Below are 20,847 nucleotides of genomic sequence, written 5' to 3'. Positions count from 1 at the left end.
CGGGCGCGTCCGGGCCGGTAGAAGGAGCACAGATGAGCACTGTCTCCGCTGGCACGCTCGTACGGTCGAGGCGACTCCGTGCGGTGCTGTCCATCCTCGCCACCGCCGTCGCGACATGCGGCGTCGTCGTCGTGGCCACGGCGACACCGTCGAGCGCCGCCACCTGCAACGGCTACGTCGGCCTCACCTTCGACGACGGTCCGACCGGCAGCACCAGCGCCCTGCTGAACGTGCTGCGCGCCAACGGCGTACGGGCCACGATGTTCAACATCGGGCAGAACGCGCAGAACAACAGGTCGGCGGCGCAGGCGCAGGTCGCCGCCGGCATGTGGGTCGGCAACCACAGCTGGAGTCACGCCCACATGACGTCGATGAGTCAGTCGCAGATGCAGTCCGACCTGTCCCAGACGAGTTCGGCGATCCAGTCGGCGACCGGCAGCCGACCGCAGCTGTTCCGGCCGCCGTACGGGGAGACGAACTCGACCCTCCAGTCGGTCGCCTCGTCGCTCGGGATGCGGCAGGTGATCTGGGATGTCGACTCGCAGGACTGGAACGGCGCGAGCGTCAGCCAGATCGTGTCGAACGCCAGCCGTCTCCAGGCCGGCCAGGTGATCCTCATGCACGACGGGATCCAGAACACCCGGGACGCCATCGGCCAGATCGTGGCCAACCTGACCAGCCGCAACCTCTGCCCCGGCATGATCTCGCCGTCCACCGGTCGCGCGGTCGCACCCGACGGCACGACTCCGCCGCCCACCGGCACGACTCCACCGCCCACCGGCACGACCCCGCCACCGTCCGGCGGCAGCTGCACCGCCACGGCGACGACGCCGAACGTCTGGGGTGACAGGTACAACACCTCGGTCACCGTCAGCGGCAGCAGCAACTGGACCGTGGTCGTCGCCCTCACCGCGCCGCAGAAGGTCTCCACCATCTGGAACGGCACCGCCAGCTGGGACAGCAGCGGCAACGTGATGACCGTACGCCCGAACGGCGGCGGCAACACGTTCGGCTTCACCACGATGTTCAACGGCAACAGCGGCGCCCGACCGCAGATCCGCTCCTGCACGGCCGGCTGACACCGCGGCCGTCCTGCGTGGCGTCGGCCCGGGCGCCACGCAGGACCGGAGCCGTTGTCCGACGCCCAGCGACAGGGGGCGGACGGACCGGCGCGGAAATCCGGCGACCGCCTACGCCGTCAGGTGGGGACGCAGTTTCGCGGCGGCTCACCTCTGCCGTGTCGGCGCGACATCCATGATCACGATTCACTCGATCCTTCGAAAGATGTCGGAGAGCCCTGCCTGCGGCGCAGCCGGCCGATCTGGCGCCTCCGCGGGCCCGTCGAGCGTGGCGAACAGGTGCTCCACCTGGGTGATCCGCAGTACACGCCTCGTGATGCCAGCGGCACCTCGGATCGAGAAGCGGGATCCGCCCCGCTTCGCCCGGTCGCCGGCCAGGAGTAGGACGTGCACCCCTGCGGCGCTGAAGAAGTCGGCAGCGGTGAGATCGCAGCAGACGTCGGGATGGCTGTCCAGGGCGTTGTGGAGCGCCGCCGCCAGCAGCGGGGCGGTGTCCATGTCGACATAACCCGCCGGGGCGACGATCAGCCGGTCGGCGGAGAAGGCGGCAGACGAGTCGGTGGGCTCGGTGTAGCGAGCCACCGAGAAGGGCCGTTCCGGAACGGCCGGAGCCCAGAACCCACCCGGGTGGCGACGAGCGGCCCGGGTCGTCGGTGCCGTCTGCGGAGGCTGGAGCGCCATCTCTACGCGGTCGGTCATGGGCACACGCCTCCCGTTGGGGATCCTGAACAGGACGGGCGCGTGACTTGACCCAATGACACCGTAATAAGGATTTCCGCTGGCCGCCAGTCGACTCGTCGGCAGGCCGTACGTTCATGGCAGGTGACCGGAAACACCGCGGTCGCGTCTCGGGCTCGCGGGACGGGCAGCCCGTTCCACCAGAGTGGCGGCCACGTCGCGCAGCTTCCGGTTGGAGTCCTGGGAGACCTTCGCGAGGATGGCGAAGGCCTCGTCGGCGGTGCATCGCCGCTCGCCCATGATGATGCCCTTCGCCTGTTCGATGACGGCCCGGCTCTGCATCGCCGACTGCATCTGCGCGGCAAGGGTGACGGTGCTGTCGTACAGGTGCGCGTTGGCCAGGGCGATGGAGGCGTACCCGGCGAAGGTCTGGGCCAGGGTGAGCGCGTCGTCGTCGAAGGCGGCGGGCGTGTCACCGTAGATGTTCAGCGCGCCGAGCACCGACTCCCGGATCGGCAGGCCTATCGACAGTGAGCTGCCGACCCCGGCCAGGACGGCTCGCGGCGCCCAGCGCGGCCAGCGTTCCTCGACGGACATGTTCGGAACGGACACGACGATGGACTCCCTCGCCGCGTCCAGACACGGGCCCTGGTCGTACTCGTACTGCAGCTCGTCGAGTCGCAGCGCCATCTCGCCACTGAAGGCGGCGGTGTGCGCCCCCTCCTGCCGCATCAGCGTCACCGACACCTCCTCGGCGCCGGGAATCGTCCGTTGCGCGAGTTCGGACACCCGGGTCAGCACTCCGGACAGGTCGGTCTCGCCGAGCTTGATCCGGCCAAGCTCGAAGAACGCCTCGGCGGGATCAACCGGTCGCTGTGCCATGACGTCAAGATCCCTCGGAGCCCGGGGCGCATACCGGTTGCGAGGTGGCGTCGGCAGCGCGCGTGGTGATGGCGCACCGTGGACACGGGGCGCCACACCGAACTCGTCGGTCGAGTCCGGTCGCGCCGCTGCTGGACGCTGACTCGCCGACGCACCGGGCGTCGGCTGCCTGATCACTATACGACGCCGCCCGACATGGCCCGGAACGCGCAGGTGGATCGGCTGGCAGGGCGGGAGCGGGCGGCGTCGGCCGAGCGCCCGAGAACGCGGGTCGGACGGCGACGTCCACGGTGGAGTGGGGCCGGCACGGTCGCCACCGCCAGTCGGGCGTGGGTGGTTTCGGCGAGCGCAGGTGGGTACGTGATCGGTGCAGCAAGCCGACGAAGGGACATCCGATGAGGGCCGTCACGTGGCACGGCGTCGGGGACATCCGGTTCTCCGACGTGCCCGATCCGAAGATCCAGGATCCGACCGACGCGATCGTGAAGATCACTACCAGCGCGATCTGTGGCACCGACCTGCACATGGTGCGGGGCACGATGCCCGGCCTACGCCCCGGCGTCGTCCTCGGTCACGAGGCCGTCGGCGAGGTCGTCGAGGTGGGGTCCGGGGTCCGCAACCTCTCCCCCGGCGACCGGGTCATCGTGCCATCGACGATCGCCTGCGGCTACTGCTCGTACTGTCGCGCCGGCTACTTCGCCCAGTGCGACAACGCCAACCCCGGTGGCAAGCGCGCCGGCACCGCGTTCTTCGGCGGACCCGAGGCCGCCGGCGGTTTCGACGGCCTGCAGGCCGAGTACGCCCGGGTGCCCTACGCCAACGTCGGCCTGGTGCCGATCCCCGACGAGGTCGGCGACGAGCAGGCGATCATGCTGTCGGACATCTGGCCCACCGCCTGGTTCGGCGCCCGCCTCGCCGACGTCCGCCCCGGCGAGACCGTGGCCGTGTTCGGCGCGGGACCGGTCGGTCAGCTCGCCGTCCTGTCGGCGTACCTGCAGGGCGCCGGACGGGTCATCGCCGTGGACGGGCTGGAGGACCGGCTCGCCATGGCCCGCGCCCAGCACGCCGAGGTGGTGAACTTCAACGCCGAGGACCCGGTGCAGACCATCCTCGAGATGACCGGCGGGATCGGCGTCGACAAGGTCATCGACGCCGTGGGCGTGGACGCCGAACGTCCCGCCGAGGGTCCCGCCACCGAGCAGACCGACGAGCAGGCCCAGCAGCTCGACAGCGAGGTCCAGCAGGTCGCGCCGGAGACCGACCCGGCGTGGGCGCCGGGTGACGCGCCGAGCCTCGCCGCGCGGTGGGCGGTGCAGGCCGTGGCGAAGGCGGGCACGCTCGGCGTGATCGGCGTCTACCCGCAGACCGTCACGACCTGGCCGTTCGGCGAGGCGATGATGAAGAACCTGACGATCCGCAGCGGCAACTGCCACCACCGCCGCTACATCCCTGAGCTGCTGCAACTGGTCATCAATGGCACCGTCGACCCGGCGCGGCTGTTGACGAAGCACGAACCGATAGGTGACGTGCTGGAGGCGTACCGCCAGTTCCAGGACCGGGACCCGGGCTGGCTGAAGGTCGCCCTCACGGTCTGAGCCACCGACCACGCCGCGCGGCGCCGGATCCGTCAGGGTCCGGCGCTCCGTGCCGGGCGCACTCGTCCCCACGCCCGGTCAGGAAGGAACCTGTACCTCGGCTGCCCGGTCGACAAGGGCCTGGGCCACGTCGCGCACCGTACGGTTGGAGTCCTGCGACGCCCTCGCCAGGACCGCGAACGCGTCGGCGGGTGTGCACCGCCGCTCGGCCATGACGACGCCCTTGGCCTGCTCGATGACCGCACGGTTGGTCATCGAGTCCCGCATCTGCCGGGCGAGGCTGGCGGTGCTGTCGTAGAGCTGGGCGTGGGCCACGGCGACCGCCGCGTACGCCGCGAACGTCTCCAGGATCACCACCGTGTCCTCGTCGAAGGCGTACGGGGTACGGGCGTAGGCGTTGAGCGCTCCGACGACGGCTTCCTGGATCGGCAGGCCGATCGACAACGAGCTGCCGAACCCGGCTCGCACTCCCGCTTCGGCCCACTCCGGCCACCGATCCTCGGCCTGGAGGTCGGGTATGGGCAGGATGTGGCCGCTGGCGGCGGCATCCAGACACGGGCCGCGTCCCTGGGCGTACTGCCGCTCGTCCAGATCCCGGGTCAGCTCGTCGGTGGACGCCGCGGTGTGCCCGACGCCGTTGCGGGCCAGCGTGACCGACACCTCCACCGGCATGGGCAGGACGCGCTTGGCGAGTTCGGCGACGCGTTGCAGGACATCGTCGAGACCGACCTCGCCGAGATTGATGCGGCCGAGTTCGGTGAAGGCGTCGGTAGGGTCCGACATCGGGTGGGTCACCACGGCAGGTCCTCACGGCGGGTGCGCGCCCCTGCGACACAGCAACAGCTCGGCAGACGCGCGAATGGCAGCTCGCCTGGGCGGGCCGCTGCACGACGCCCGCCGTGGCGGAGCCGGGACCCACGCCGTTTCTTGACGCCGGTTCGCCACGCCGATACCTCGAACGTGGGCTACAGGTCTCCTACCGTACTCGCCCGGCCCGCCGAGCGTTCCCTGAGCAGCGACCCGATCAGTCCGCCACGACCAGCGCCTGTGGCGCGGCGGCCTTCATTCGCGTCCGCAGCCACGTGAGCTGCATGGCGGTCTCACCCTCGCAGTCGCGCACCACCGCGAGCAGGTCCTCGTCGCGGACGCCGTAGGCGGCCTGGCCCACGACGGTCCAGGTGATGTCGCACTCGGCGGCCATCAGGTAGAGGTCCTGCAGATCACGGAGCAGACCGATGCCGCCGGTGCGGGTGCCGGTGAACAACTGCGAGTGCAGCCGGTCGGGTTCGGCGGGCGCGTCCTCGGAGTAGCGGGCGGCGAACGGGCGCAGGCGTTCGGCGTGCGCGGCACAGCGCCTCGCCTGCTGATGGCAGAGGTGGTGGACGTCGGGCTCCTCGGCGTGCGCGTCGCCGACCTGCCGGAACGCCTCGGCGAGGGTGACCTGGGCGCGGTGCAGCAGGCCGAGATAGTGGGCGAGATGCACGGCTCACTCCTTCCCGCTGGTGGCCTCGGCGGTCGGCCCGCCGACGGTCGCGGGCACGTCGGCGTCCGCAGGCGGCGCGCTGCCGCCGATCGTCGGCGCCGGCGAGGGTACGCCCCGCCCGTCGGCGAGTTTCGTCACGGCGACGGCGGCCACCTTGAAGAGAGGCTGCTTGGAGACCGGGTCCCAGGCGGTGATGGTCAGCTCGTTCGCCGCCCGCGGGAGCCAGTCGGCGGGGTCCTGATCGAAGTAGCCGTAGTGGAACGGCAGGAACACCACGCCGGGGCGGATGCCGCAGAGCCGGGCACGGGCCTGGATGCCGCCGCGCGCCGAGGAGACGCCGACCAGATCGCCCTCGGCGATGCCGAGCCGGTCGGCGTCGGCCGGGTTGAGCTCCACCCACACGTCAGGTGCCGCCCGGTCGAGCTGCGGCGCGCGGCCGGTCTTCGTGCGGGTGTGGAACTGGTAGACGGTCCGCCCGGTGGTGAGCAGCATCGGGTGGTCCTCGTCGGGCACCTCGGGCGAGGGCTGGTAGTCGACGCTGTGCAGGAATGCCCGCCCGTTCGGTTCCTTGGCCCGGTACTCGGGCTCGGTGAACTCGGCGCCGGTGGCGAGGTCCTGGCCGTACGTCTCGCAGTAGTCCGGGTCGGTGTGGAACACCCCGTCGGTGTAGAGCCGCTCGGTGCCGTCCGGGTGCTCGTCCGTGCAGGGCCACTGGATGCCGGATCCGCCGCGCAGCCTGGCGTAGGTGATGGCTGTGTAGTCGCACGGCCGGCCGCGCGAGCACTCCTTCCACGCCTCGAACACCTCCTCCGGGCCGGTCCACCGGATCAGCGGCTGCCCGTCGCGGTCACGGAAGTCCATCCGGCGCGCGTAGTCGAGGAAGATGTCCAGGTCGGACCTCGCCTCGCCGGGCGGGTCGACGGCCTTGTCGGAGATGTGCACCGTCCGGTCGACGCTTGTGAACGTGCCGGTCTTCTCGCCCCAGGTGGCACCCGGCAGCACCACGTCGGCCAGTTCGGCGGTCTCGGTCAGGAACAGGTCCTGGACCACCACGAACAGGTCCGGCTTGGCGAGGATCCGCCGGATCCGGGCCAGGTCCGGCAACGACACCGCCGGGTTGGTGGCGCTGATCCACAGCAGTTTGATCGAGCCCTGCTCGGCGTACCGGAAGATCTGCATGGCGTGCGTCGGCGGCGACCAGTGCGGGATGGTGTCGACCTCGACGTTCCACAGCCGGGCCAGCTCCTCGATGTGGCTGGTGTTCGCCCAGTTGCGCAGGCCGGGCAGGTCGCCGTCGGCGCCGGTCTCGCGGGTGTTCTGCGCGGTCGGCTGGCCGTTCATCTGGTAGATCCCGGCGCCGGGGCGGCCGATCATGCCTCGGAGCAGGTGCAGGTTGTTGACGGCGCAGGCGGCGGCGGTGGCCTGGTTCGACTGGTAGAAGCCCTGCAACACGGTCGACAGCAGCCGCTGTGACGTGCCGAGCATCTCCGCGGCGCGCTCCACGTCGGCGGCCGGCACGTCGCAGATGTCGGCGACCCGGTGCGGTGGGTAGCCGTCGACGATCCGGCACAGCTCGTCGAAGCCGATGGTGTGCCCGTCGACGTAGTCGCTGTCGTACCAGCCACGTCTGATGATCTCGCGGAGCAACCCGTTCAGCAGGGCGACGTTCGTGCCGTTGCGGACCGCGAGGTGCAGGTCGGCCTCCCGGGCGACCGGGGTGGCTCGGGGGTCCACGGCCAGCATCGCCGGAGCGTTCGGCCCGCGTCGCCGGTCCAGCATCCGCATCCACAGCACCGTCTGCGTCTCGGCGACATTGTGGCCCCACAGCGCGATCGCGTCACAGTGGTCCACGTCGGTGTACGACCCGGGCTGCCCGTCGGTACCGAAGCTCGCCTTCATCGCCGCCGCCGCGGTCGCGGTGCACAGCCGGGTGTTGCCGTCCATGTGCGGTGTGCCCAGCCCGGCCTTACCGATCACGCCAAGCGTGTAGTACTCCTCCAGGAACAACTGACCCGAGGTGTAGAAGCCGAAGCGTCCCCACCCGCCCGGCGCGTCGAGGAGGTCCCGCGAGCGGGCCACGATCCGGCCCATGGCGGTGTCCCAGTCCGTCTCGACGAGACGGTCACCGTCGCGGACCAACGGTCGGGTCAGCCGGTCCGGGCTGTTGTTGGCCTGCCAGCCGTACAGGTCCTTGGGGTCGAGCCGACCCCGATTGATCCGGTCCACCGCCCGGCCCCGCACGCCGACGATCCGCCCGTCGGCCACCGCGATGTCCATGGCGTCGCCGTTGGAGTGCAGCACCGACGCCGACTGCACCCACCGGTCCACGTCGGCCTCGGTACGCCCGTCGGCCAGATAGCGGTCCACCCGCACCGGCCACTCGTCCCCCGGCCCGTACGGCGTCCGCTCACCCCACGGCTCGGCGATCCGATCAACCACGACGCGCTCCCTCCGACGACTCCCCGGTACTACCCACCGCGGCGGACCCGGGGCCCGAACTCGGGAGATATGTCCCCGCGATCCCGATCCGCACACCTGCCGACCGTCACCGCGGGTCGTCGAAGCCCTCGGTGGCTCGTTCGCGGCGCAGGTGCGCCAGCGCCCGGCGGCTGAGGTCGGTGTCCTCCCGGCCGAGCGCCCGGTACATGCTGGCGACCTTCTCGTACGGCTGCGCGGGCGGCAGCAACGGGATCGCCGGGTCCACCACCGCCTCGATCAGCGTCGGTCGGTCCGCCGACAGCGCGCGGTCCCAGGCAGCGTCGACCTCGCCCGGGGTGGTGACCCGGACGCCGTGCAGACCCAGCAGCTCCGCCCAGCGGGCGTACGGGGCGTCGGGCAGGCGCTGCGAGTCGACGAAACGCGGGTCGCCCTCCATCTCCCGCTGCTCCCAGCTCACCTCGGCCAGGTCGCGGTTGTGCAGCACCAGCACCACGAAGCGCGGGTCCGCCCAGTCCCGCCACCGGTGCGCGACGGTGAGCAGCTCGGCCAGCCCGTTCATCTGCATCGCGCCGTCCCCGGCGAGGGCCACCACCGGGCGCTGCGGCGCGGCGAGTTTCGCGGCCAGCCCGTACGGCAGCGCCGAACCCATCGACGCCAGGGTGCTGGACAGGTGCGCGTCGACGCCGACGGGCAGGCGCAGGTGCCGGGCGTACCAGTAGACGACCGACCCGACGTCCACCGACACCTGGGCGTCGCCGGGCAGCCGGTCGGTGAGAGCGTGCAGGACGTACTGCGGATTGAGCGGCTCGACCTCGGCGGTCGCCCGGCGGCGGGCGATGTCCCGCCAGCGCGCCACCTCGCCCTCGACCCGTTGCCGCCAGCTCCGGTCGGTGCGAGGCGTGAGCAGCGGCAGCAGCGCCCGGATGGTCTCGGCGGCGTCGCCGAGCAGCGGCACCTCCACCGGGTAGCGCATCCCGAGACGCCGGCCGTCGATGTCGATCTGCACCGCCCGGGCCTGCCCCGGCGCCGGATAGAACTCCGACCAGGGGTCGTTGCTGCCGACGATGAGCAGGGTGTCGCACTCGCTCATCAGCGCGCTGCTGGCGGTGCTGCCCAGATGGCCCATCACTCCGGTGTGGAACGGCAACGCCTCGTCCAGCACCGGCTTGCCCAGCAGCGAGGCGGTCACTCCCGCGCCCAGCGCCTCGGCAAGCTCGACCACCTCGTCGGCGGCGGCGCGGGCGCCCTGCCCCACCAGGATCGCCACCCGCTGCCCGGCGTCGAGCAGGTCGGCGGCGGCACGTAGGTCGTCCGGGCGGGGCCGCAGCTCCGGCACCGGCAGCCCGGGGTTGGTCACCATGATTCCGTGCTGGTGCGCGCCGAGATCCGGGGCCGGGGCGGTCTGCACGTCGTGCGGCAGGATGACGCAGGTCGGGCTGCGGGTCGCCAGGGCGGTACGGATCGCCCGGTCCAGCAGCATGGGCAACTGCTCAGGGGTGTACGCGGTCTGCACGAACTGCGCGCACACGTCGCCGTACAGGCGGACCAGGTCGATCTCCTGCTGGTATCCGCTGCCCAGCACCGAGGTCACCTGCTGGCCGACCAGGGCCAGCACCGGCTGGGAGTCCAGCCGCGCGTCGTAGAGGCCGTTGAGCAGGTGCACCGCCCCCGGCCCCTGCGTCGATAGGCACACCCCCAGGCCGCCGGTGTACTTCGCGTGACCGCAGGCCATGAACGCGGCCGTCTCCTCGTGTCGGGCCTGCACGAACTCGGGCCGGCCGGCCCGGCGCAGCGCCCCCATCACCCCGTCGATGCCGTCGCCGGAGTAGCCGAAGACACGATCCACACCCCAGTCCGCCAACCGGGCCACCACCAGGTCCGACACCGTCGCATCCGCCATCGCCGTCTCCTCGCCTCGCCGCTGTCCACCTGGGGCGGTACCCCGATCCACAGCGCCAAACCAGGCAGACGCCGACGATCGAGGTTCGGCGGGTCGTCCGCCGCCGCCGGCGCCGCGAGTCGAAGCAGGTCAACGCCGCGCACGCGGCCGCCGACGGGGAGGGCCGAACCGCCAGCCCTGGCGGCAGCGACCCCCCGTCCCGGTCGACGGCCGGCAGGCCGCCCTGATCACTCGACCGGGTTTTCGGACAAAAAGGCTCATCTCCGAATAACTCTCCCGTAATACCGTGAGTTTCGTGCCACCGAACCAGAGCCACTCTGGTCGATCGCTGGCGTCACCCACTTCGAGAGGATCGGACCATGCGCGACCTATCTCGTCGCGAAGTACTCAAGGCGACGGCGGCCGTCGGCGCGGGGGCTGCCGTGTTCCCCGGCATCGTGGGCGCCGGCACCCCCGGATTCGCGGCCGACGGCGGCCCGGGTCCGTCCTCCACCGCCGAGTGTCCCCCGGCGGAGCTGACCGGGCGCATCGTCCGCCCCCAGGATCCCGGGTACGCGAACGCGAGCCTCGGCTGGGACGAGCTGTTCGTCCGCTACCCGCTGGTCATCGTCTTCGCGCAGAACACCCAGGACGTGGTCAACGCCCTGACCTGGGCGCGGCAGAACGACGTAGCGCTGCGGGTGCGCAGCGGCCGGCACAGCCTCGAGGGCTGGTCGAACGTCGACAACGGCATCGTGATCGACGTGAGCGAGCTGAAGTCGACACACATCGACTACGCGAGCCGCACCGCACGGGTGGGCGCCGGGCTCAATCAACTGGAGGCGGTCACCGCGCTCGGCGAGCACGACCTCGCGGTGACGACCGGCACGGAGGGAAGCGTGGGCCTGTCCGGCGCGACCCTCGGCGGCGGTCTGGGGTTCCTCACCCGCTACCTCGGCATGGCCTGCGACAGCCTGATCGGGGCGGAGATCGTCGTCGCGTGGGGCAGCAACGGCGCGAAGGCCATCGAGGTGGACCTGCACAACCACGAGGACCTGCTCTGGGCCCTACGCGGCGCGGGCAACGGCAACTTCGGAATCGTCACCTCGCTCACCTATCGGGTGACACCGCTGCGCAGCGTCGCCTACGTCCAGGCGACCTGGGACAGCCTCGGTGACCTGGAGGAGATCTTCGACACCTGGCAGCGCATCGCTCCGTTCACCGACTACCGCCTGGGGACCCAGGTCGAGATCCACAAGTCTGCGATCCTGCTGTTCGCGGTGCTCGCCGACGGCCCGGAGGCGGAGGCGAGGGAGCTGCTGGAGCCGATCCTCTCGATCGGCAACCCCGAGGTCACCGTGCAGACCGGAGGCTGGGGCGAGATCTACAACGGCTTCCAGATCCCGACCGCGGACGAGCCCGCGAACTGGAAGTTCTTCTCGCAGTTCTCCAACCAGCCGTTCCCGAGGAAGGCGATAAGCGTGGTCCGCGCCTTCATGGAGGACGCGCCCACGGACGACAGCAACTTCTTCCTCCAGGCGTTCGGCCGGGGGAAGCAGGCGCACGAACCCCGCGGCGGCTCCGCGTTCCCGCACCGCGACGCGCTCTTCTACTCCGAGCCCGGCGTCGGCTGGGGCACGCGCGGGGAGCCGGACAGCGGGGACGCCCTCACGCCTGTCGCCCAGACCTGGATCGCCGAGTTCAGCCAGGCCCTGCGGCCGTACGTCGACGGCGCCTACGTCAACGTGCCGAACATCGGGATGGCGGAGTGGGAGTCGGCCTACTGGGGGTCCAACTTCTACCGACTGCGCAAGATCAAGGCGAAGTACGACCCGCACAACGTCTTCCAGTACGAGCAGAGCATCCCACCCGCGACCTGCTGAGCGACGACCCCGGGCCACGCGTCGTGTGGCCCGGGGTCGAGGCCGCAGCAACGGTAGTGACCTCTCGCGGCATCGGCTGTGCGCAGCGCGGCCAACTTTCGCCGTTCAGGAAAAAAGATCAGCTTCTTGTGAACAAAGCCTCACCCCGGTGAGGATATTCAGATGCGTCGTCTCCCTCAGAGTTTCGGCCGGCCGGTCGCGGGCCTGCTCGCGCTCGCCCTCGCCACGGCGGTCACTCTCCTCGCGTCCGCCCAGCCCGCCGCAGCGCACGGGACGCTCGCGATGTCCACCCCGGAGAGCGGCGCCACGCTGCGGGAGCCGTTGACGTCGGTGGCGCTCTACTTCACGGAGAAGGTCGGCGCCAACGCGTACTTCACTGTCACCGCGCCGAACGGTGTCCGTGTCGACAACGGCTGGACGTACGGGGAGCCGAAGGCGCTGACCAAGCCCGTGCGGGAGTACTTCCTGGTCGACGGCCAGTTCCAGCCTCGTGAGTACACGACGGGCTTTCCGGCGGTGGTGTCTGTCGCGCACCTGCCGGCGGCCGGCCAGTACTCGGTGAGCTATCTGTCGGTGGCCTCCGACGGTGACGCGGTGCGCGGCACCATGACGTTCCGCTACACCGGCCGGGCGACCAAGGCGCCGCAGGGGTGGCAACCGCCGACTCAGCAGCCCGACCCCGCGCTTCTGGCCGCCATCGACCAGCACGCGTCCTCGGGGCAGCAGCCGGTGGCCTCGGCCGCACCGGCCGGGCCGACGGGCACACCGCAGGCGGCCCCCGCCGTGCCCTCGGATGAGGGAAGCGGCCCGGGCGCGGTGGTCTGGATCGGCGGGGCGGTCGCGGCCCTCGCGGCGGTGGCGGGGCTCGTCGTCTGGCGTCGTCGCACGTCCCCCGCCGGTCGACCGACTGGCCGGGCACGCGCGTCGAAGGCTCCGGCCGGCCGGGGTGGTCGCGGAGCACCCTCGGCACGCAAGTCCGCCGCCGGCAGGAACGCAGCGACCACCCGCAAGAGCCCGGCGACCACAGGCAAGAGCCCGGCGACCACCGGCGGCAGTCGCGCGGCGGGCGGTTCCGGCGGCCGGCAGCGAGGCGTCGTCGTACCCGCGGCACGTGGGAGCGGCGCGCTCGCCGGCACCCGGAGTTCGGTCGCGGTCGAGTCCGCGCCACGGCCGACGCCGACCGCGCAGGCCCTGGCCACACCGGAGGACGCATCGCCCGTCGAGCGGTCGCAGCCCGACACGCAGGACACCACAGCGGTACGCGGGTCACGGCTGACCAACACCCACCTGGCGCTGCTCGTCGGTGGGTTGGTGCTGGCCCTGCTGGCCGGCTTCGGGCTCGCCCGCATCGGCACCGGCGACGCGTCGCCCACCGGTGACGCACGCCGACCCGCGGCCCCCGGCGGCGTACCGAGCAGCTCCGGGGAGGCCCTGTCGGCCGGCACCGGGCACGACCACGCGCCCGGAACCGGGCCGCACTCGCATCCGGGCGACGTCAGCGCGGGTGAGACCCTGGCGACCGGGACGACGGTCAGCGCCGGTGGCTACACGTTGCAGCCGCTGGAGCGGACCCAACCGCCGGGCGTGCGCGCGGACTACCGGTTCCGGATCGTCGGAACCGACCGGCAGCCGGCGACGCGTTTCGCCGTCGTACACGAGAAGCCGTTGCACCTCATCGTGGTGGGTCGCGACCTGGGCGGCTACCAACACCTGCACCCGACGATGGCGCCCGACGGCACCTGGAGCGTCCCGCTGACCCTGGCCCGGCCGGGCGGCTACCGCGTCTTCGCCGACTTCTCCGTCGCCGCTCCCGACGGTCGACAGGTGCCCCTCGTGCTGGGCGTCGACCACCAGGTGCCAGGGGCGTACGCCCCGGCCGCCCTGCCGCCGGCCCAGCCGCAGGCGACGGTCGGGCCGTTCACTGTGTCGATGACCGGAACGCCCACGGCCGGCGTGACGGCGCCGGTGCGCTTCCAGCTCACGCGCACCGACGCCGCCGGGCCGGTCCAGCCGCAGCGGTACCTCGGCGCGTACGGGCACCTGGTCGTGGTCCGCGAGGGTGACCTCGGGTACGTGCACGTCCACCCGGAACAGGAACTCGTCGACGGGACGGTCGCGTTCTGGCTGACCGTCCCCAGCTCCGGCCGGTACCGGGCATTCTTCGACTTCCAGGTCGACGGGAAGGTCCACACCGCCGAGTACACGATCAACCTGCCCTGACAGCGGGTCCACACGGACGGGCGGCGCCGGGATCACCCGGACGGCCGCCCGTCCGCCGTCGCGGCGGCGCGGCTCACCAGCCGGTACGCGCCGCCGTGCCCCGATAGGGTCCGGAAAGTCGCGGGAACCACACGGGGTCACGCCCCGACTACCTCACAGGGCCGCGGCCACGACAGATCACACCGGGCACATCGCCAGTACGGGAGGCACCCTCGGGCACCTCCCGACAATCCCGATCGGAAAAACATGTCTCTCACCGAGCTGTCCGGCACGCCGCTGCCGCAACCCCGCACCCCCGAGGCGCCCTCGTCCCCGCCGAACCGGCGTCCCTCACCGTTGGGCGCGCTGCTGCTCCGGCTGCACTTCTACGCCGGCATCCTCGTCGCGCCGTTCCTGGTGGTGGCCGCGCTGACCGGGCTCGCCTACACGCTCACCCCGCAACTGGACGCCGCCCTGTACGGCGATCGGTTGACTGTCGCCCCGGGCCGCGACCGTCCACTCCCCCTCGCCGAGCAGGTCGCCGCCGCCCGGACCGCGCACCCCTCCGGCAGCATCGCCACCGTCGCGCCGGGGGACGGCGACCGGAGCACCCGGGTGGCGTTCTCCCTTCCCGAACTCGGCGAGAAGCGACACACCGTCTACGTCGACCCGTACACCGCGCAGGTTCGAGGCCAGCTGACCACCTGGTTCGGCTCCACCCCGGCCACCACCTGGCTTGACGACCTGCACCGCAACCTGCACCTGGGCGTGGTGGGTAGGCACTACTCGGAGCTCGCGGCGAGCTGGCTCTGGGTACTCGCCCTCGGCGGGGTCATCCTGTGGTGGCGACGACGCAGCGCCTCCCGGTCCGCCGCACGGCACCTGCTCGTGCCGAACCTGGCCACCACCAGGGGTGTCCGTCGTACCCGGGGGTGGCATGCGACGACAGGCATCTGGTTGGTCATCGGCCTGCTGTTCCTCTCGGCGACCGGACTGACCTGGTCCCGCTATGCCGGAGCCAACTTCGGCGCCGGCCTCGACGCGCTCGACGCGCGGTCTCCCGAAATCTCCACCAGTCTCACCGCCGCGGCGGCGGAGACCGGCGGTGGCCACCACCACGGCGACGCCTCCACGGACGGGGCCGTCGAATCGGCGGCCTTCGACCGGGTCCTGACGGCCGCCCGTAGCGCCGACCTCTCCGGGCCGGTCGAGATCACCCCCGCGCAGGAACCGGGTTCGGCCTGGACCGTCACCCAGACCGACAACACCTGGCCGGTCGCGAAGGACCGGGTCGCCGTCGACAGCAGCGGGGGTACGATCACCGCCCGCAGCGACTTCGCCGACTGGCCCCTCCTCGCGCAGCTGAGCGGCCTCGGCACCCAGGCCCACATGGGCGTGCTCTTCGGCCCGGTCAACCAGATCCTGCTCGCCGCGCTCGCTCTCGGGCTGCTCTGCGTCATCGTGTGGGGTTACCGGATGTGGTGGCAGCGACGTCCGACCCGTACCGATCGACGGGCGCTCGCCGGCACCCCACCGGCCCGTGGCGGTGTCCGTGCGCTGCCACTCTGGACGCTCCTGCTCGGCGTGGTGATGACGACGGCGGTCGGCTGGGCCCTGCCCCTGTTCGGACTCAGCCTGCTCGCCTTCCTCATCGTCGACGTCCTGGTCGGCGCGGTGTCTCGCCGTCGACGTCCCGCCTCGGCACCCGTCTCCCCGGCGCCGGCCGGGCACTGATCGGACCGGCCCGATCCCGGGCACCGTGACCAGGAGGAGCCGGTCTCAGCTCGCCGGGGGCGCCGCTCGTCGTCCACGCCGCGCCTCCGGTGAGCGCGCCGGAGGCGTGTCGGGGCCGTGACACGCGTCGATGGTGTCGTGATGAGCACATCATCGGCTCGGGGATTTGTCCGGTTCCGCTGCTCTATTCCCCAGGTAGGTGGAACGATGGCTGTCGTGGGAACTGCCGAGACTGCCATGCCTGCCATCTCACCGCTCGCCGGTGAGCCGATCAAACGCGCGGATGCCGAGCGGCTCGCGGGGGTGCTGAAGGCGTTCGCCGATCCGGCCCGACTGCGACTGCTCAGCCTGATCCAGGCCGCCCCGGAGGGCGAGGCCTCGGTCACCGACCTCACCGCGCCACTCAACCTCTCTCAGCCGACCGTGAGCCATCACCTGCGGATTCTCACCGAGGCCGGTCTGATCGAGCGCGAGAAGCGCGGCGTCTGGGCGTATTACCGCATCGTGCCGTCGGCGATCGCGGCGATCGCCGACCTGCTGACGCCGCCGCGCAAACGGCCGACGAAAAAGACTCGCTGAGCGACCGTCGCACCGGTTTCGGTGGCGGTCGTCGTCACCGGACCCGGGCGACGGCGGCGTTGAACGACACGTCCTGCACGGACGGTCGCGGCTGCGGCGCGTCGTCGGCGTGCCATCGCGCCACCGACACGATGCCGGGCTCGACGAGCTCCAACCCGTCGAGGAGCGCCGCGAACTGCTCGGTGCTCCGGGCCTGGAACCGGCCGTCGCGGTTGTTGGCTTCGAGCTGGGCGGTGACAGCGGGCGGCAGGTATTCCCAGGTCACGTGCGAGGCGACCACATAGCTGCCGGGCGGCAGCGCCGCGATGAGCCGATCGAGGATGCCCCTGGGGTCCTCGTCGTCGCGGATGAAGTGCAGGATGGCAACCAGCATCAGCGCGACGGGCTGGGTCAGGTCCAGTGTCGTGCGCAGATCGGGATGGGCGAGGATCGTGTCCGGCGCCCGCAGGTCCGCGTCGAGGTAGGTCGTCCGCCCCTCGGGGGTGCTGGACAACAGCGCGCGGGCGTGGGCCAGGACGATCGGGTCGTTGTCGACGTAGACCACCCGTGCCGACGGGTCGATGGCCTGGGCGACCTCGTGGGTGTTGTCGGCGGTCGGGATGCCGGTCCCGATGTCCAGGAACTGCCGGACACCCTGCTGCGCCAGGAAGCGCACCGCGCGTTGCAGGAACATCCGGTTCTCCACGGCGGAGAGCCGGATGGTGGGCATCGCGGCCGCGAGCGCGTCGCCGGACTCCCGGTCGGCGGCGAAGTTGTCCTTGCCACCCAAGAGGTAGTTGTACCTGCGGGCCGGGTGCGCGACGGAGGCGTCGATCCGGTCAGCCGCCGAGGGGTTCGCATCATGTAACGTCATCCGGCCTCCCAGCGCTGCGCGTCCTCCACAAGGTACACACCTCGCCGCCGGTGGGCAGACCCCGACGTCCCCCGTTCAGGTCGCGCAGCTCTCGACCGTCGGCGACGCGCCGCCCGGCTCCGGAGCCGGTTCCGCATCGCGTACGCCGGCGAGGAGGTCGGCGGTGGTGTGCGCCTGGATGCCGGGCTGCGTGCCGTCGGCGAACCGCTCGACGACGGACCGGACGTGGCGCGCGGCGGGTTCGGCGAGGCCGTCGTAGACGGCCTCGAACAGCTCCCGGGCCGGCTGTCGGAGCCATCCGGCCGGCAGCAGGTCCAGCGGCAACCGAGGGTCGAGGGTGGGAAACCGCCGGAAGGTGTCCATCACCTCGGTACGCGCCCGCACCGCCGCCGCGCCGTCGACGCCCCCGGATCGCAGCTTCGGCACCAGGGGCGTCCACCGGCGCAGGAACTCCTCGTAGTGCCGACCGATTGCCGCGACGTCCCAGGCGTCGATCGGAGCGCGCTGGCCGATCACATCGAGCGCGGCCTGCGGCCCGCGAAACACCGTGACGGCGCCGAGGGTGAACCGGGCGAGCTGCGCCCTGCCCTGCGCGCTCAGGTCGTAGGGCGAGATCCACAACCCGTCGTACAGCGGCGCGTACCCGAGCCAGCGGAGTTGACCACGCAGGGCCCGCCGCTGGGTGCTGCGATCCTGGGGCAGCGAGAAGGCGACGATCGTCCAGCAGCCGTCCCACTCCGACACCTCGGTCGTCGCGGCCAGGATCCAGCTGCCTCCGCTGGACAGGTTCGCGGCGGCGGCGCGGCTGATCCGGTAGGAGCTGCGCCGCCCCTCCCGGCTGCCCTCCAGCACACCGCGACGGGCCAGGCGGCTGATCGCGGCCCGCGCGCCGGCGGTGCTCACCCCGGACTCGGCGAGCAGCGCGACGAGGGCGGCGGACGGGATCCGCGCGCGGTGGCGCAGGGTGTAGTCGGCCAGCAGGGTCACCGCGAGATCCTGCGGCGAACTGCCGGCCTGTCGTCGGGGTAGCCGCGGCGCCTCGTCCCCGTCGTCGGGATAGATCTCCTCGATGGTGAAGGGGCTTGCCACGGGCGCTCCCGGCTCGGCTCAGGGACGGTCCACCGACTGTAGACGGACCGCCGGGCCGCCGGGCGCGCCGCGGCGGTCACGACCAGGCAGTCAATTGAGGTACGTCGATTGACACTTCGACGACCGCGAGGAACACTATCTGCTACGCGACGCCGTACGGAGCCGGGAACAGGGCACGCACACGTAGTGGGCGAAGCGCGATCACCACGGGCAGTCGGGCGCACCCGTGAGCGCCGCGCGACCACACGTAACCCCCGCACAGGTGATCGAAGGAGTCGTCCCGTGAAGATCCGAAGGAAACTGCTGCTCGGCCTGGTCACGTCGCTCGCGGCGGTCGGCCTGGTGGCACCCACGCTCCAGCCCGCGTACGCCGCGTCGCTCACCGAGGTGACCGCCTTCGGCGACAACCCGGGCCGGATGCGGATGCACGTCTACGTGCCCGACACCCGCCCGACCAGGCCCGCGATCGTGGTGGCCATGCACGGCTGCGGAGGCTCGGGCCCCGGCTTCTACTCCGGCAGCGAGTTCGCCGCCCAGGCCGACCGGTACGGGTTCATCGTGATCTACCCGAGCGCTACCCAGCAGGCCGGATTCGGCAACTGCTTCGACACCTGGTCGGATGCCGCCAAGCGCCGTGGCGGCGGCAGCGACCCGGTGTCGATCGTCTCGATGGTCCGCTACGCCCAACAGCAGTACGGCGCCGACCCCGACCGGGTGTACGCCACCGGCAGCTCGTCCGGCGGCATGATGACCAACCACATGCTGGCCCTCTACCCCGACGTGTTCAAGGCCGGCGCGGCGTTCATGGGGGTCCCCTACAACTGCTTCGCCAACGCGGCCGACTACCCACCCACCAGCAGCCAGTGCACCGGCGGGAACATGAACCGGACCCCGCAGCAGTGGGGTGACGCGGTCCGTCAGGCCTACCCCGGCTACTCCGGCCCCCGCCCGCGCGTGCAGTTGTGGCACGGCACGAGCGACACCCTCGTGCCGTACTCGCTGCTGCAGGAGACGATCGAGCAGTGGACCAACGTGTTCGGGCTCAGCCAGACACCCACCTCCACCGACACCCCGCAGACCAACTGGAACCGGCGGCGGTACGCCGACGCCAACGGGACCGTCCAGGTCGAGGCGTACAGCATCCAGGGCGCCGGGCACAGCCTGCCCGCCGGCGGCATGGCCGCCGCCGCCATCGCCTTCTTCGGCCTGACCGCGCCGCCCGCGACCTCCAGCCCGACGGCGACACCCACACCGACGGCGACGCCCAGCCCGACCACGACGCCCAGCCCGACCACTACGCCCACACCGCCCACGCCGCCGCCGGGGTCCGGCGCGTGCCGGGTGGTCGTCAGCCTCAACGCCTGGAACACCGGCCTGACCGAGAACCTCACCATCACCAACACCGGGTCCAGTGCCGTCAACGGCTGGTCGCTCGTCTTCACCCTGCCGGGTGGGCAGAGCATCACCTCGGGCTGGAACGCCTCCTACTCCCCCGCGTCCGGGCAGGTGACGGCCAGGAACGTCGCCTACAACGCCGGCATCGGGCCGAACGGATCGGTGAGCATCGGCTTCCAGGCCACACACACCGGCGACACCGCCCGGCCGGCTTCGTTCACCCTCAACGGGTCGGCCTGCACTATCGCCTGACCACGACCGGCCGGGACAGCACCCGTCCCATCGGCCGGGCCAGATCGAGCCGGCCTCGTTTCGCGGCGGCGACGAGGCCGGCTCCGCCCGAGGCGTGCGTCCCTTAGCGCGGGACGCACGCCGTCGCCGGGCGGCGGAGGGGTGCCCTAGCTGCCCGCGGGCACCTGCTCCGTGACGTCGTCGTAGCCGGCCGCCCCGGGCGCGTCGGTCGGCGCGTAGATCACGCGGAGCACGCCCGTCGGGAACGCCTCGGTCGCCGTCACCCGCAGGTGGTACGCCGTGTCGCCCTCGTCGAACAGCCGGCGGCCCTTACGCGCCGCCACCGGGTGTACCAGCAGGCGCAGCTCGTCGACGAGCCCGGCGGCCAGGAGCTGCTGCACCACGGAGATCGACCCGGGGATGAGGATCCCCTTGATCCCGGCGTCGGCCTTGAGCGCGGCGACGGCCGCCGGGAGGTCGCCGTCGATGATCTCCGAGTTGCGCCAGGAGAACTCCAGCGGCTGGCGGGAGACGACCACCTTGCGTACGTCACCGAGCTGCTTGGCGAACCCGGCGTCCTCGCCACCCGCCGCCTCCCGGCCGGGCCAGGCGCCGGCGAAGCTGTCGTAGGTCACCCGGCCGATGAGCAGCACGTCGGAGGTGTCGTAGTCCTCGGTGACGGCGCGGCCCATGTTGTCGTCGAAGTACGGGAAGTGCCAGTCGGGATCGATCTCGGCCACGCCGTCGGCCGAGATGAACAGCGTGGAGATGACCTTCGCCATCGCGGTGTGCTCCTTCACGTCAGGTGCTGTCGGCAGACAGACGGCCACAGCATCCCAAACTCGCCCG

At 71.6% G+C, this 20,847-nt stretch carries 16 protein-coding genes; 7 read left to right on the top strand and 9 right to left on the bottom strand.

The features are described 5' to 3' along the window. Positions 1-32: 32 nt before the first annotated feature. A complete protein-coding gene (locus tag AB0K10_RS16230; protein ID WP_363684092.1) occupies positions 33-1,079 on the top strand; it encodes a polysaccharide deacetylase family protein in 1,047 nt (348 codons plus the stop codon). Positions 1,080-1,265: 186 nt separating this feature from the next. Here AB0K10_RS16230 and AB0K10_RS16225 read toward each other — a convergent pair whose 3' ends face one another. Both AB0K10_RS16225 and AB0K10_RS16220 read right to left on the bottom strand, forming a co-directional pair. After that, entirely contained in the window at positions 1,266-1,778 is a 513-nt protein-coding gene (locus AB0K10_RS16225) for an STAS domain-containing protein (RefSeq protein ID WP_363684090.1), read from the bottom strand. A gap of 114 nt (positions 1,779-1,892) precedes the next feature. Continuing rightward, positions 1,893-2,639, bottom strand: a complete 747-nt coding sequence (locus AB0K10_RS16220; RefSeq protein WP_363684088.1) for a GAF and ANTAR domain-containing protein — start codon at positions 2,637-2,639, stop codon at positions 1,893-1,895. A 395-nt stretch (positions 2,640-3,034) separates the two neighbouring features. Between AB0K10_RS16220 and AB0K10_RS16215 the strand changes: the two genes are divergently transcribed. Next, positions 3,035-4,234: a zinc-dependent alcohol dehydrogenase gene (locus tag AB0K10_RS16215; RefSeq protein ID WP_363684086.1), complete on the top strand. Its 1,200-nt coding sequence runs from the start codon at positions 3,035-3,037 to the stop codon at positions 4,232-4,234. A 78-nt stretch (positions 4,235-4,312) separates the two neighbouring features. Here AB0K10_RS16215 and AB0K10_RS16210 read toward each other — a convergent pair whose 3' ends face one another. From AB0K10_RS16210 to AB0K10_RS16195, 4 genes are all read right to left on the bottom strand, one after another. After that, positions 4,313-5,017: a GAF and ANTAR domain-containing protein gene (locus AB0K10_RS16210; protein ID WP_363684084.1), complete on the bottom strand. Its 705-nt coding sequence runs from the start codon at positions 5,015-5,017 to the stop codon at positions 4,313-4,315. A 241-nt stretch (positions 5,018-5,258) separates the two neighbouring features. Continuing rightward, positions 5,259-5,717: a hypothetical protein gene (locus AB0K10_RS16205; protein WP_363684082.1), complete on the bottom strand. Its 459-nt coding sequence runs from the start codon at positions 5,715-5,717 to the stop codon at positions 5,259-5,261. 3 nt (positions 5,718-5,720) lie between these two features. Further along, complete coding sequence (locus AB0K10_RS16200) at positions 5,721-8,156, bottom strand: molybdopterin oxidoreductase family protein (protein ID WP_363684080.1); 2,436 nt, start codon at positions 8,154-8,156, stop codon at positions 5,721-5,723. Between the two features lie 106 nt (positions 8,157-8,262). Beyond that, positions 8,263-10,056, bottom strand: coding sequence for a thiamine pyrophosphate-requiring protein (locus AB0K10_RS16195; protein WP_363684078.1), 1,794 nt, complete (start codon positions 10,054-10,056; stop codon positions 8,263-8,265). A 359-nt stretch (positions 10,057-10,415) separates the two neighbouring features. Between AB0K10_RS16195 and AB0K10_RS16190 the strand changes: the two genes are divergently transcribed. The 4 genes from AB0K10_RS16190 (at position 10,416) to AB0K10_RS16175 (ending at position 16,430) form a co-directional block, all read left to right on the top strand. Continuing rightward, positions 10,416-11,918: an FAD-binding oxidoreductase gene (locus AB0K10_RS16190; RefSeq protein ID WP_363684076.1), complete on the top strand. Its 1,503-nt coding sequence runs from the start codon at positions 10,416-10,418 to the stop codon at positions 11,916-11,918. A gap of 162 nt (positions 11,919-12,080) precedes the next feature. Continuing rightward, positions 12,081-14,138: a copper resistance protein CopC gene (locus AB0K10_RS16185; protein WP_363684074.1), complete on the top strand. Its 2,058-nt coding sequence runs from the start codon at positions 12,081-12,083 to the stop codon at positions 14,136-14,138. Positions 14,139-14,384: 246 nt separating this feature from the next. Further along, positions 14,385-15,851 (top strand): PepSY domain-containing protein, encoded by a 1,467-nt coding sequence (locus AB0K10_RS16180; RefSeq protein WP_363684072.1) that lies wholly within the window; start codon positions 14,385-14,387, stop codon positions 15,849-15,851. A gap of 207 nt (positions 15,852-16,058) precedes the next feature. After that, a complete protein-coding gene (locus AB0K10_RS16175) occupies positions 16,059-16,430 on the top strand; it encodes a metalloregulator ArsR/SmtB family transcription factor (RefSeq protein WP_007461709.1) in 372 nt (123 codons plus the stop codon). Positions 16,431-16,464: 34 nt separating this feature from the next. Here the strand turns inward: AB0K10_RS16175 and AB0K10_RS16170 are convergent, their stop codons facing one another. After that, positions 16,465-17,283, bottom strand: a complete 819-nt coding sequence (locus tag AB0K10_RS16170) for an SAM-dependent methyltransferase (protein WP_363684070.1) — start codon at positions 17,281-17,283, stop codon at positions 16,465-16,467. 75 nt (positions 17,284-17,358) lie between these two features. After that, complete coding sequence (locus AB0K10_RS16165; protein ID WP_363684068.1) at positions 17,359-18,372, bottom strand: PaaX family transcriptional regulator C-terminal domain-containing protein; 1,014 nt, start codon at positions 18,370-18,372, stop codon at positions 17,359-17,361. Between the two features lie 282 nt (positions 18,373-18,654). Here AB0K10_RS16165 and AB0K10_RS16160 point away from each other — a divergent pair, with 282 nt between their 5' ends. Next, complete coding sequence (locus AB0K10_RS16160) at positions 18,655-20,019, top strand: PHB depolymerase family esterase (protein WP_363684066.1); 1,365 nt, start codon at positions 18,655-18,657, stop codon at positions 20,017-20,019. 146 nt (positions 20,020-20,165) lie between these two features. Here AB0K10_RS16160 and AB0K10_RS16155 read toward each other — a convergent pair whose 3' ends face one another. Continuing rightward, positions 20,166-20,780 carry a dihydrofolate reductase family protein gene (locus AB0K10_RS16155; protein WP_363684064.1) on the bottom strand — a complete coding sequence of 205 codons (615 nt, stop codon included), beginning with the start codon at positions 20,778-20,780 and terminating at the stop codon, positions 20,166-20,168. Positions 20,781-20,847 lie beyond the last annotated feature (67 nt).

The sequence above is a fragment of the Micromonospora sp. NPDC049274 genome (genome assembly GCF_040678875.1).
In the GTDB taxonomy this organism is placed as follows: Bacteria; Actinomycetota; Actinomycetes; order Mycobacteriales; family Micromonosporaceae; genus Micromonospora.
This window is presented reverse-complemented; position numbering and strand designations above follow the sequence as displayed.

Excerpts from the sequence above, each read along its gene's own strand:
- AB0K10_RS16195 (WP_363684078.1), bottom strand. The coding sequence starts at position 10,056 with ATGGCGGATGCGACGGTGTCGGACCTGGTGGTGGCCCGGTTGGCGGAC.
- AB0K10_RS16210 (WP_363684084.1), bottom strand. The coding sequence starts at position 5,017 with ATGTCGGACCCTACCGACGCCTTCACCGAACTCGGCCGCATCAATCTC.
- AB0K10_RS16170 (WP_363684070.1), bottom strand. The coding sequence starts at position 17,283 with ATGACGTTACATGATGCGAACCCCTCGGCGGCTGACCGGATCGACGCC.
- AB0K10_RS16175 (WP_007461709.1), top strand. The coding sequence starts at position 16,059 with ATGGCTGTCGTGGGAACTGCCGAGACTGCCATGCCTGCCATCTCACCG.
- AB0K10_RS16215 (WP_363684086.1), top strand. The coding sequence starts at position 3,035 with ATGAGGGCCGTCACGTGGCACGGCGTCGGGGACATCCGGTTCTCCGAC.
- AB0K10_RS16230 (WP_363684092.1), top strand. The coding sequence starts at position 33 with ATGAGCACTGTCTCCGCTGGCACGCTCGTACGGTCGAGGCGACTCCGT.
- AB0K10_RS16155 (WP_363684064.1), bottom strand. The coding sequence starts at position 20,780 with ATGGCGAAGGTCATCTCCACGCTGTTCATCTCGGCCGACGGCGTGGCC.
- AB0K10_RS16180 (WP_363684072.1), top strand. The coding sequence starts at position 14,385 with ATGTCTCTCACCGAGCTGTCCGGCACGCCGCTGCCGCAACCCCGCACC.
- AB0K10_RS16225 (WP_363684090.1), bottom strand. The coding sequence starts at position 1,778 with ATGACCGACCGCGTAGAGATGGCGCTCCAGCCTCCGCAGACGGCACCG.
- AB0K10_RS16185 (WP_363684074.1), top strand. The coding sequence starts at position 12,081 with ATGCGTCGTCTCCCTCAGAGTTTCGGCCGGCCGGTCGCGGGCCTGCTC.
- AB0K10_RS16190 (WP_363684076.1), top strand. The coding sequence starts at position 10,416 with ATGCGCGACCTATCTCGTCGCGAAGTACTCAAGGCGACGGCGGCCGTC.
- AB0K10_RS16220 (WP_363684088.1), bottom strand. The coding sequence starts at position 2,639 with ATGGCACAGCGACCGGTTGATCCCGCCGAGGCGTTCTTCGAGCTTGGC.